Raw genomic sequence first — 13051 nt, forward strand, 5'->3', positions numbered from 1 at the left:
ATCAACAGTTTAGAGCATTGAAAGGGAATATGCGAGTATGCAAGCGTCGCGAGTAAGATTAATCTACTAAATAGTGAGAGTTGCTAGTTGTGCAACAAGTCCATCGTGTTTATAAAATTGTGGCTGGACGTTAAGCATTCAACTCAAAATCTATTTTGCTTTTGTGGTTAATTGAAACTACGTTTTTCAAATGCCACAACTTCATAAGCACTTAACGTTAATGGCAATTTTTAAGAGCTTTATTCGTAATAACGAAAAGAGATAAATGAGAAAAATAAACTTGTTGTTTAAGATAGTTGTCTTGCTAATCTTTACTAATTTTTTTCTATTCCAGATACTGCAAATACAAGTTTAACCATATTGTGGAATCGAAGCATTTGATTACCTGCGGAGTACTATTACTTAATTTTTTATGCAGTCAGTATTCACTACTTGTTTTCATTGCTAAAATTATTACGAATGATAAATTTCGAACAGAACTACCAGGAAGAATATCACCTTGAAAAAGTAGTCTGAAGAAAAACTACCACTAACCATTGTTTATAAAATTGTGGCAGGACGTTAAAATTGGCGGACGAACATCTCGGCATTAATATATTTTTAATCAGCATGAGTGCTGCCGATACCACACCTGCACAAATACCCTAAACGTTAGTCAGAATGTTAGGGCAGACTTTCTAAGTATTAGTAACTTTAATTACAAAATGAATTAAACACTTATGCTTTTACAGGACTTTTTACCTATCTCCGCACTTAGGTCGTATGTAAGATGCTTTCGCATTATTCATTTTTGTTTTGACCCCACACAACCCGTTCCCTACAAAGCTTATCCACCCAAACCCGAACAGACGCTTCATTTTTTTTTGAAGAAACCTTTCCTTATTGAAACAAAAAATAAAGACAAGTTACAACCAGATTCCATCCTGTTTACAGCGCAACAAACGTCTCTTGTCAACCATTTCACGGAACATGATTTCATTGATGTTCAGATTGTCTTTCAGCCAACTGCTGTATTTCAATTAACCGGTATACCGGCAACAGAATTAATAAATCAATTTTTGGAGGGAACGATTATTTTTCCCAAGACCGTTCAGTCCACTTTTTCTCAATTGCATGAAGCAATGGATTATACTGAAATAATACCTATCCTTGAAGCATTCGCTTTAAGGCTCATTCACAAGTCAAAAAGGGAAAAAATTTTATTGGATGCGGTGTGCGGACAGATGGAGCACTATTACGGCAATGTGTCAATGGACGGGCTGGCAAAACAAGCCTGCTACAGCATCAAGCAATTCAAACGGAAGTTTGCAGAAAGGGTTGGACTCAACCCAAAAACTTATGCAAGAATCTTGCGACTGAACCGAGCCTATAATATACGGAATTGTTTTGCGGGCAAAAGCTGGAACGCCATTGCTTTACAATGTGGATACACCGACTATCAGCATCTTGCAAAAGATTACAAAGAATTTAACGGTTTGACTCCTGCCGAACTTCACTCCCTCGAAAAAACATCTCCTGAAAGCGTGTTGGGCTTAAGTAAAAGCATTTATAGAAACAGGTTTACAGCCCCCTTTGTAAACCCTTAAAAAAAAGTCCTTTTTTTACCACTCCCTTTTTTCTCTGCGTTTCAATTTTGTATTACAAATTTTAAATTATGAAACGTATTTATTTCTTCACCTTAGTAAGTTTACTTATGACAACCCAATTATTTGCACAAACCACAAGTCCTACATTTATCTTAATTCATGGCGGCTGGCACGGTGCCTGGTGCTGGAACAAAGTCCTTCCTCTTCTGAAAGAAAAAGGAATAAAAGCAATAGCCATCGACCTGCCAAGCCATGGGGTAGACAAAACACCTGTCGCTTCAGTAACATTTGATGATTATGTCAACAAAGTGGTTGACGCAGCAAATAGTGTAGAAGGTTCTGTTATCCTGTTAGGACATTCAAGCAGCGGAATACCCATTGCACAGGCAGCAGAACGGTTGACACTGGAAAAAGTTTCCTCGCTTGTTTTCCTTGATGCATTCATGCCCCAGAATGGTGAAACCGTTTTTTCGCTGGTGGAAAAGTACCCGAATAAACCGGATGGGAACAAAGGGGCGGCGTTGGCCGAGAGTTTGATTTTTTCAGCCGATAAAAAGTCAACTACATTAGATTTGGATAAAGTCAGGGAGTTGCTTTATCATGACTGTTCGGAAGCAGATGTTGCTTATGCAAAGGCACATCTTGGTGCACAGCCAATGGCAACACAGCTAACTCCCGTGAGTGTGACAGAGAAAAACTATGGTGTCATACCTAAATATTACCTCTTATGCACTGACGCGAAAGATTTTGACAAAACAAAAATTTCAACGAACGTTCCTTGTAAAAAGATTTACCGGTTAAGAAGCAGCCATTCACCTTTTTTCTCCATGCCGGATAAATTGGTGGAGATATTGGGAGACGTTTATAAGCAATCAACACTTGCCGTAACCCAGTAAGTAAAACACGAACCGCTAACAAGGGGTTTGGCATTATTGGGGCAGGACGTTGTAATTTGGCCTGTAGCTCGATATGAGCTTCGGTTTCAGCGCGGCGTTAATAATTTAGCTTCCGTTTATAACTTCAACTTTTAAAAAATATTGGCTTTAGTTTTGGGCTGACGTTTTCAAATATCCCAACAACGCCAAGCCGTCCACGTTAGCAATAACCCTTTCAGACACCTTAAATTCATTAGTGGTAACTAAAACTATTCTATTATGAAAAATTTTTTTTAATACGTTTTTTAGCACTACTTCTTGTTGGATGTAATGACAACATAGATAATACCCATAATGACAAAGGGAAGTCTTCTGTTACTGCCAAATCACCTATTGACACGAATAAAATTTATAAGAATATACATATTAAAGCAAAACCTGAATCGATTGCAATAGACACTGCAAGGATTGCTGTTATTGTAGTTGACATGGAGAATGACTTTGGCAGCAAAGGTGGAATGATGGACAGGGCTGGAATTGATATTTCAATGATTCAAAAGGTTGTAAACCCTACCGCAAGAGTTTTAGCAACTGCCCGAGAGGCAGGCTTACAAATTATTTATCTTAAAATGGGTTTCCGAGATGATTTATCTGACCTCGGAAGTGAAGAATCGCCCAACCGCGTAAGACATCTTCTGTTTCATGTTGGAGATACCGTTAATGCTCCCAATGGTTTAAAAAGCCGTATTTTGATTCGTAACACTTGGGGCACGGATATAATTCCCGAACTAAAGCCACAAACAGGTGATATTATCGTATATAAGACGAGATTTAGCGGCTTCTATAGAACTGAATTAGATTCTGTTCTCAAACAATTAGGCAAAAAGTATCTTATTATTACGGGATGCACTACAAGTGTATGTGTGGAGTCCACTGTGAGAGATGCGATGTTCCGCGACTATTCATCTATAGTACTCGAAGATTGTGTAGCCGAACCGATTGGATATGGTTTCCACAGAAGCAATCATGACGCATCGCTTTTAGTAATTCAAAGAGTATTGGGTTGGGTTTCAAACTCTAAAGATTTTATAAATGCTTTTCAAGAGCCTACCCGTGTTACTAATCAAAAACTTCAGTAGAAGACGTGAGAAGAGTATACTGCTAACAGTGGTCACTAGTGCACAACGATAATGGAAGGAAAAGCAAATGGCGCGGCTGTTAAAAACAGCATGAAGGCACAACAGTAGTATTGCCAATAGTGAGGCTGGACATTGGAGCAATTGGAAGCATACCACTATCAACCTTGGTTTCGGGCTGGACGTTATCTATTTGGTTTTTTGTTTTTATCTTCAACAAAAGTTTTTCAATTGAACTTTGGTTGGTTTAATACTGAAGACCAGGCGGAATGGAGGTTCCCTGTTAGACTTGCCCCAAATTAGACTTTCATGGTAATATAAGGGGGTAACATTGCTATCCGTACATATTTTACTGGGGTTGTAACAGAGAAGCCGAATTTGCACACATTCAAAAAGCATTAAATGCAACCCGACAGTAGATAAGATGTTCAATTGAAAGTAACTTCTGCAAAAACAGGGAGATTAGTTTTTCAAATAGCAAAGCAATCTATTGTCCGTCCGTATGCCCACAGTTGTCCTGCTAAACATACGGACGGACAATAGATTGCTCTCCCGCTTAACTCCCTAGTCAAGACCCTATCGCTGCTCTTGCTCATCGTAACCTTATCCACCTCCTAACGCCCTATAAAGGTTGATTATGGAAGTAAAGATTTCACGTTTAATGTTCGTTTGTTGCATCTCAGCTTGCAGTACACTTCCCTGCGCTACAATCACCTCAAGGTAGCTGGCATAACCGGCGAGATAGAGGTCATTTGCGGTGGCAACGCCTTCGGTTAGCGTCTCGACTTCCTCTACCTTTAGATGATACGCTTTCTTAAGATTTTCTATTGACTGTAGTTGGGTCAAAACCTCCTGGTAACCTTGTACTATGTTTTTTTGGTAATTGTAAAAAGCGGTCGCTTGTTCAGCATTCGCAATATTTACTCCATTCATAATTCCACGGCGATTGATGACCGGTGCGGCAAGCGAGCTGGCAAGACCGGCAGCAATTGAACCTGTGGAAAGGAGTAGGGGTGCTTTAAAAGCATTTAACCCAACATAAGGGTTAAAATTAAGCGATGGAAGAAAAGCCTTTCGCGCGGCATCGATATCGGCTTTTGCCGCTATCAGCTCCAACTCTGCCTGTTGTACATCCGGTCTTCTAAGCAATACTTCCGATGGTATACCCGCTCCAATTTGTTGCGGTACCACTTTGGCGATTATAGATGTGTCTCTTGCTACTGGGGCAGGGAACCTGCCAAGCAGGTTATTTAGTTCGTTTTCCGTTCTTTGAACTGATTGGCGTATATCTATTTCCGCACCTTGGGTGTTTAATACCTGCGCCTTAAATTGTCGTACAGCCAGGGCTGTTGCGCGACCTCCTGCCATTTGTGCTTCTACTATCTCCAAACCTCTCTTTTGTAGATCAATGTTCCTGGCAATAATCCTCAACTGGTTGTCAAGCGCTAACAACTCATAATAACGACCAGCCACCTCTGATACAATTTGTGTCGCCAGCCATTGTCGTCCTTTTTCGCTTGCCAAATACCTTGTATAAGCTGCTCTTCTGCGGTCTTTAAGTTTACCCCAAATATCAACTTCCCACGTGCTTCTGAAGCCTAAAAAGTAATCCGGTGTAGGGGTGGGAATTCGTTGCTTTTTGTTAATGTTAGGCGACTTGTTGGTATCAAAATTACCTACGCCGTTCATTGTGTATTGTCCATACCGGTCTACTGCCGCGCCTATAACTGCGTTTACGACCGGTAGTCTTGCTGCCTCTGCAATACGTGTATTCGCCCTCGCTATTTCTATTCGTTGCACCGCAACCTTTAGATCATAATTGCTGGCTAACGCGGTATCTATGAGCCGTTGAAGAGTTGCATCGGCAAAAAAGTCTTTTATTGCAAATGGGTTAGCTGCAGTGTCAGTCGTTGGCGTAAACTCTTTTGGTATCTGCACCCCGTTTGGCAGCCCGGCCTGTTTTATTGTTGAGCAACTTGTTATTGTTGCTGATGCTATTATTACAAGTGTTTTTATAGATCGTTTCATTTTTATATCTCGGCCCTAATTGGGCTTTTTAATTTATGATCATACTGTTAACCTATACATTTCAGAAGCCCTATGCCAGTTGGAACGATTGGCGGTAGAATAGGAACATTCTCAGTTGAGCCATTCCTCGCTACGCTTCTTCCAATGCTCCAAATAGCATTCTTTCAATGTCAAATAACATAACCAGCTAATCTCTTAGATGCAGTACAGGTGTACGACTCAAGGATGTGCATTAGAATTGCTGTCGCTGGTAACAAGATCATTTCTTTTATTCTTAATGGTTTTTACTGTTAAAAATCTAACCGCTATGCTGGTTCATGGCTCATTTGGTGCTCGTGCCCAACGACCTGTAGCTTTTGTTGCTTAGGCTTTTTCTTATGACCGATTGAAGCGAAAATGACATACAGGCCAGGAATAAGTACAACACCGAAAATGGTTCCGAAGAACATTCCGCCGGCTGCGGCAGTACCAATGGACCGGTTACCCAAAGCGCCGGCACCTGAAGCAACACACAATGGAATAAGGCCCGCAATAAAGGCGAACGAAGTCATTAAAATAGGGCGCAAACGAGACACGGCGCCTGATTTCGCAGCCTCTAAAACAGTGTAACCTTCTCGCCGCCTCAGTTCGGCAAACTCTACTATAAGAATGGCATTTTTACCTAAAAGACCTATAAGCATGACCAGGGCAACCTGCGCATAAATATTGTTCTCGAGACCTGCAAGCTTCAGTGTAAGGAAGGCGCCGAAAATACCGGTTGGCAACGAAAGGATAACAGGTAGCGGCAGCAGGAAGCTCTCGTATTGTGCGGCCAACAACAGGTACACAAACACCAGGCAGATAATAAAGATGTAAACAGCCTGGTTGCCTGAAAGTATTTGTTCGCGTGTCATACCCGACCACTCAATTTCATAACCTCTTGGAAGTACTTTCGCTGCAGTTTCTTCCACAGCAGTGATAGCATCGCTGCTGCTGAAACCTTTGCGGGCATCACCGTTGATCATTGCCGATGAATACATGTTATACCGGGTAATCTGCTCCGGCCCGTAAACCCGTTCCATCTTTATGAAAGTTGAATAAGGTACCATCAATCCCTGCTCATTTTTGACATGTAATTGAAGAATGTCTTCGGGCTTGGCACGATACTGCGGATAAGCCTGCAACATCACTTTGTACATTTGGCCGAAACGAATAAAGTTTGTAGCATAATAACTGCCAACCAGTGTTTGCAATGTGCTCATTGCGTTATCAACGCTAACCCCTTTTTGTGCGGCCATTTCCTGGTCAAGGTGAATGAGGTACTGCGGAAAGTTAGGGTCAAAGCTGGTGAAGGCTCCTGCAAGTACTTTATGACTTTTTAGAGAATCCAGAAATTTTTGTGTCACATCTGCTGTTTTTGCCATTTCTCCTCCGCGGTTCTTATCCAGCAACCTCAATTCAAAACCACTGGCATTACCAAAACCCGGAACCGTCGGTGGAGCAAAATACTCAATAGAGGCATCAGCAATGTGTTTCGATTTTTGTCTTAACTCTTCAATCATTTCGTCAACCGATTGTTCACGCTCATCCCACCGGGCAAGATTTATCATGGCCATACCATATGATGCACCACTGATATCACTCATTAAACTGTAACCAGCCAGTGTACTTACGTTTTCTACCGACTTCATTTTTTTTGTCACGAGTTCCAGTTGGTCAAGCACTTTTTCGGTACGCTCAACGGTTGAACCAGCAGGGGTGGTAACATTTACATAAATCATCCCCTGGTCTTCGGTTGGTATAAATCCCGAAGGAAGTATAGCATTTGCGCCCCATGCAGCCACAAGAAAGAACAGCAGCATAGCAATGGTCACTGGTTTTCTAACTGCGATCCTGCTAACCAGGCTACCAAACTTGCTTTCAGTTTTATTATAATACTTATTAAAGCCCGCAAAGAACTTATCCAATACATTCTTTTTCTTTCTGGCATGGGTATGCTTCAACATCAAAGCACAAAGGGCCGGGGTAAGCGTTAATGCATTTATGCCCGAGATAACAATAGAAATGGCAAGTGTTAAAGAAAATTGGCGGTAGAAAACGCCTACTGGCCCCGATAGAAACGCTACAGGTACAAACACGGCTGACATTACTAAAGTAATAGCGAGGATGGCACCACTTATCTCTTTCATTGCAGATACAGTAGCTTCTGTAGCATCCAGCCCTTGTTCCGTCATTTTTACATGCACTGCCTCTACTACCACAATTGCATTGTCAACCACAATACCTATGGCCAAAACCAGCGCAAAGAGCGTAAGTATATTTATCGAAAATCCTAAAAGTTGCAAAAAAGCAAGCGTTCCAATAAGGGCAACGGGTACTGCCAAAGCAGGTATCAAGGTAGATTTAAAATCCTGCAAGAAAATGAATACAACAATAAACACCAGTACAAAGGCCTCAAAAAGGGTGTGCATTACCTCGTTAATACTTGCATCAAGGAACCTCGATACATCGTATGCATAGTTGTATTCCATCCCGGGAGGAAAAGTAGTTTCCTTCAGCTCACCCATTTTTGCTTTGATGTTATTAATAACATCCCTTGCATTAGAACCGGGACGTTGCTTAATCATGATTGACGCCGATGGTCTTCCATCAGTCTTAGACGACATATCATAACTCACTGTACCAAATTCAATATCTGCTATGTCTTTTAACCGAACCAGCCCACCGTCTTCTTCAGCCTTCAGCACAACTTGCTTATACTCTTCAGGTGTATTAAACTTGCCGGTATACTTCAAAACATATTGTTTCACCTGGTTGTCCTTACCCGAGTTTTCACCCGTCACTCCCGGTGCAGCTTCTATGTTTTGCCGACGCAGCGCAGCTATCACCTCTTCACTCGATATATTATAAGCAAGCATACGATCAGGCTTTAGCCATACACGCATAGAGTACTCCCTTCTGCCCATGATTGTAACAAAACCAACCCCATCAATACGCTTTAATTCTGGCAGCACATTGATGTCGGTAAAGTTGAAAATGAACTCCTCATTCATATCATTGCCCTTACTCATAATGTTCAGGTAAAGCAACATACTGTTCACTTCTTTTTCCGTAGTAACTCCTGCTTTTATCACCTCTTCCGGTAATTCATCCAATACAGTTGTTACACGGTTTTGCACGTTCACTGCTGCCTGGTCCGGGTCGGTTCCTACATTAAAAGTTATTTGCACAAGCGTAACCCCATTGTTGCTACTTACTGAGTTCATATAGGTCATGCCAGGAACTCCGTTGATCGCTCTCTCCAGCGGTGTAGCTACAGCTTTTTCACACACCTCAGCGTTTGCGCCATTGTAACTTGCCGTTACTACAACTGAAGGCGGCACAATATCCGGAAACTGCGTTACGGGCAGTCTGAATAAGGCAAGCACACCTAGCAGCGTAATGATCAGCGATATGACCAGAGACAACACAGGTCTCCTTATAAAAGTCTCTACCATCTGCTTAGTTTATTTATTGTGCAAACGCTCGGTACTAACATTAGTATCGTTTGCATTAAGATGAATAATAGTTTTAAAAAAGCAATTAAAATAAGCACTATAAGAAACGAAAGACATGATTGAACCGACATAGAAGCTTTAATCAACATCGTTGTGTCACTCACTTGTACTTATAGATTCTCACTGGTCTGCCTTTTCCACAGGTAAAATTTTACCAGGGCTACAGGACTAGCATACCACGCCATATAGTGTCCGAATTTTCTTCTCCCTTTAGGTTGGGCACCTTATTTTGCTGCCACAATACTTCCAATTGTTTGTAATCGTGGTTTTATTTGTGCGCCGTCGCGGATGTTTTGTACACCTTCATATACTATTTTGTCTCCCGGTTTTAATCCATCCTTCACCACGTAGTAATCCGAAATGCGTAACTGCGCAGTAAAGCTTTGCATCTTTACTGTGTTATCTTGTCCAACGACAAATACAAAACTCTTGTCTTGTATTTCAAGCACTGATTTCTGAGGCACAAGAATTCTATCATCCAGTTCGGTCACGAGTTGGATGTTACCGGAAGCCCCATGTTTTAGCACATTCTTCGGGTTACCAAATTTTACTCTAAAAGCTATTGAACCAGTGTTGTCGGAAAATTGTGCTTCCTGGGTTTCTATTTTCCCGACATGAGGATATGTACTACCATCAGAAAGAACAAGTTTAGCCTCTTCATTTTCCTGCAGATTATCAGTGCTTGATTTCTGATGTTGCAGAAACTCATTCTCCGACACATGAAAGTAGGCATAGACGTGACTGATATCTGATACGGTTGTTAACAAAGTACCATCATCTAACAGGCTTCCCATCTTTAAAGGTATTCTGTCTATTACACCCGCAAATGGCGAGCGAACAGAAAGGTAACCGATCTTAGTTTGGGCATCATCAACAGTAGTAAGGGCTTCAGCAACTTTTGCTTTAGCATCAGCCACCCGTGCCATGGCGAGGTCTAGTTCAGATTTTACAATAACCTTTTTGTCAACCAGCACTCTCACCCTTTCCATTTCCAGCTCTGTAATTCTGGCAGCAGCTCTTGCGCTTGCTACATTTGCTCTCGCTTTATTCAGGTCGTTGATAAACTCCTTATTGCTAATCCGAAACAAGAGTTGTCCCTTCTTAACCGGCCGGCCTTCATCTATATATATCTGTTCAAGAAATCCATTTACCCGCGCCCTGATCTCTACATTTTTTTCGGCATGTATGTCTGCCACGTAGTTCTTATGTAGCGAGGTATCAGCAGCTGCCAATTCAATAACCGGAACCTCAGCAACCTCAACAGTTTCTTTCTTTTCTTCCAATGCACACCCGGTTGCCATAACAGCTAGAAGGATAGCAATATGCCATCTCATTTTCATGATTAATAGGTTTAATATTTACGATCATCCGGCACGGCCATTGTGCCTGCATAACTATTTCAAACGATTCGCAATAGTTTAAATAACATAAGTTAAAAGGTCATAAGTACAGTTTAGAAACTTGTCATTGACCTAAAACGGAGTTAGCCGAAAGAGAAAGTGATGTAGGTGAGATAAAAAATGCGGTGTTGTGTAACTCTCCTTTGTAAAAAGATTGAAAATTAGCGGCGACAGGTCTTTTGCAGGTGGTCTTATACCAGAACAGACATTGGAAGTCCTTTTATACTTTTTACGGTATTTAATCAACTTGTCTTTAACATGCACATTACCTTGACTCCTTGCTACAAGTACAATATTCTCAGCACAATTAAGTGTCTGCTGTTGTAAAACAGAACTTCCGGAAAGGCAATAGAAAGAGATTGAACTGGTAGAAAAAGAATTAGGGGCAGCAGACTGGACGTGTATTTCTTTATCTTTTGGCGTAAAAGAAAATAGAAACAACACGAGAAAAAAGAACAATAAATTAGACTTTGTAGAATTATCCATTCTTTTCTTTCAACTTTTGACCACTCTTACTATTCCGCAAAATTAGGAAGGTGTCAGGAATGGTAAAAATTATTTTTGAGTTGCTGTTAGAATGATAAGATCTGGATAAAGGTATATGGATGAGTAATGATGTAAAATGCAAACACCTGTACCACCACGGTTGATAGAGGATTGGCAAGACGAAGTTTCTGATATTGAAACTGTTAGAAAATATAACTGTATTACGTGAAATAAATAGGCATTAGGTTCTGTTACATCTACTATTGATGGTTCTTTGTTCTTCGGGCCATATTTTTTAAACTTATAATTAACTTAAGTTACAGATCTAACCTCGCCATATCTGGTATTTTCTTACCCCCCTGTTCGTTTTCTCCGGTATGCATAACCACATGATGAGGAACGAATGGGTCCTTGTATCACGGCTTCATTTGCTCCAAAAGCAAACGTCTTTATGTCTTTTGCAGAACTGCTTGCAATAAAAAAAGTCGCACTGTAATTTTGGTTTTAAAAAAAAGAAAGTTGGTTAAGCAGTACTACTTAAAGCTGTAACGGGTAAAGATTTGTATTGGCTAAAACATATTTTCACAATTTCTACTCTTTTCAAATGATATCTTTGAATTTTTAGATGTGTATAACTGTCGAAGTATAAAAAATACAGTTTTTTTTATACTTTGTAGAAGTGGTGGGAGAAGTATCTTAAGTATTTTTACCGCATATTTATTTCGATCTTAATTGCTAATTTTTTATAATATTTCATATAATTTCTACAGATGAAAAAATTTTTATTTCTTATTCTGATCCTTCTGCCAACAGTTGTACTTGTAGCACAAGACGTTAAGGACGATTCGTTAATTAAAGCTGCAACACCGGGAAGTTTTGAGGACATTCTTTCAAGAGCTGCTACTGCTGTGGTTAAGGAAGATTTTCAAACAGCTAAGACATTATATACCCAAGCTGTTGCTTTAAGACCGAGCGATCCCGCTGCCATAAGAATGCTCTATAATGTGGTTAATACCATTAAATCAATGGAAGAAATACGGCTGCACAACCTCGATCTTAAGAGAAAAGCGGATATTAACATACTATTAAATTTGGCGCAGAACGAGGTGATGCAAAGGAATTATGACAGCGCAAAGGTGCATTACGCCCAGGTTCTGGCGTTAAAGCCAGTTAGGTCTCAGGAAGATTTTGTAAGGCAAAAATTAAGGGTTATTGATTATGCAATAGAAAGTTCAAATAAGTCTACAGTGAAAAGTGCTGCTACAGTTAACTCAGTTTCCGCTGGCTCAACCACCGCTCAAAACAATGTTAATAGTTTGCCTTTAAGCCACCCTGTAAATCAAAATGCAAGGAAAGAAGCAAAACCGGAAACTCAACAAGTACAGCAAAAGCAACCAGAAATAAAAAGTCAAAATGACGATTCAAAGAAAAAAGCACAAGAGAGTGAAAGACTGGCCCGGGAAAGGGAAAGGGTAAGATTAATTCAAGAGCGGGAAACAGCCAGATTAGCTCAAGAGCGGGAAACAGCAAGACTAGCTCAGGATAAAGAAGCCAGAAGAATAGCCCAGGAGAACGAGACTAAAAGAATAGCCCAGGAAAAGGAAACTGCAAGATTAGCCCAGGATAGAGAAGCCAGAAGAATAGCCCAGGAGAACGAGACTAAAAGACTTGCACAGGAAAAGGAAACAGCAAGACTAGCTCAGGATAGAGAAGCCAGAAGAATAGCCCAGGAGAACGAGACTAAAAGACTTGCACAGGAAAAGGAAACAGCAAGACTAGCTCAGGATAAAGAAGCCAGAAGAATAGCCCAGGAGAACGAGACTAAAAGACTTGCACAGGAAATGGAAACTGCAAGATTGGCTCAGGATAAAGAAGCTAGTAGAATAGCTCAGGAGAACGAGACTAAAAGACTTGCACAGGAGAAGGAAACTGCACGATTAGCGCAGGAAAACGAGACGAAACGGTTAGCACAAGAGAATGAAAACAAGAGAATAGCAGCAAATG

The 13051-nt window shown here is 40.8% G+C and carries 7 protein-coding genes; 4 read left to right on the top strand and 3 right to left on the bottom strand.

Going from position 1 to position 13051, the window contains the following annotated elements; translation table 11 throughout:
- The first annotated feature begins 719 nt into the window (after positions 1-719).
- The 3 genes from JWR87_RS00510 to JWR87_RS00520 all read left to right on the top strand — a co-directional run bounded on the left by JWR87_RS00510 (position 720) and on the right by JWR87_RS00520 (position 3600).
- The gene (locus JWR87_RS00510; RefSeq protein WP_297814537.1) at positions 720-1586 is read left to right on the top strand and encodes a helix-turn-helix domain-containing protein; all 867 of its coding nucleotides are present in this window, start codon (positions 720-722) and stop codon (positions 1584-1586) included.
- A gap of 68 nt (positions 1587-1654) precedes the next feature.
- Positions 1655-2482 carry an alpha/beta fold hydrolase gene (locus tag JWR87_RS00515; protein ID WP_297814539.1) on the top strand — a complete coding sequence of 276 codons (828 nt, stop codon included), beginning with the start codon at positions 1655-1657 and terminating at the stop codon, positions 2480-2482.
- A gap of 455 nt (positions 2483-2937) precedes the next feature.
- Complete coding sequence (locus JWR87_RS00520) at positions 2938-3600, top strand: isochorismatase family cysteine hydrolase (RefSeq protein WP_297814545.1); 663 nt, start codon at positions 2938-2940, stop codon at positions 3598-3600.
- A 600-nt stretch (positions 3601-4200) separates the two neighbouring features.
- Here the strand turns inward: JWR87_RS00520 and JWR87_RS00525 are convergent.
- The 3 genes from JWR87_RS00525 to JWR87_RS00535 all read right to left on the bottom strand — a co-directional run bounded on the left by JWR87_RS00525 (position 4201) and on the right by JWR87_RS00535 (position 10501).
- Positions 4201-5625, bottom strand: a complete 1425-nt coding sequence (locus JWR87_RS00525; protein WP_297814540.1) for a TolC family protein — start codon at positions 5623-5625, stop codon at positions 4201-4203.
- A 305-nt stretch (positions 5626-5930) separates the two neighbouring features.
- Positions 5931-9101, bottom strand: coding sequence for an efflux RND transporter permease subunit (locus tag JWR87_RS00530; protein ID WP_297814542.1), 3171 nt, complete (start codon positions 9099-9101; stop codon positions 5931-5933).
- A gap of 284 nt (positions 9102-9385) precedes the next feature.
- The gene (locus JWR87_RS00535; protein ID WP_297814543.1) at positions 9386-10501 is read right to left on the bottom strand and encodes an efflux RND transporter periplasmic adaptor subunit; all 1116 of its coding nucleotides are present in this window, start codon (positions 10499-10501) and stop codon (positions 9386-9388) included.
- A 1316-nt stretch (positions 10502-11817) separates the two neighbouring features.
- On the opposite strand from JWR87_RS00535, the gene JWR87_RS00540 reads away from it, so the two are divergent.
- Positions 11818-13051 (top strand): hypothetical protein (locus JWR87_RS00540; protein WP_297814544.1); only part of this gene is annotated, 1234 nt, incomplete at its 3' end.

This window comes from Segetibacter sp. (genome assembly GCF_025963695.1).
Lineage (GTDB): Bacteria > Bacteroidota > Bacteroidia > Chitinophagales > Chitinophagaceae > Segetibacter.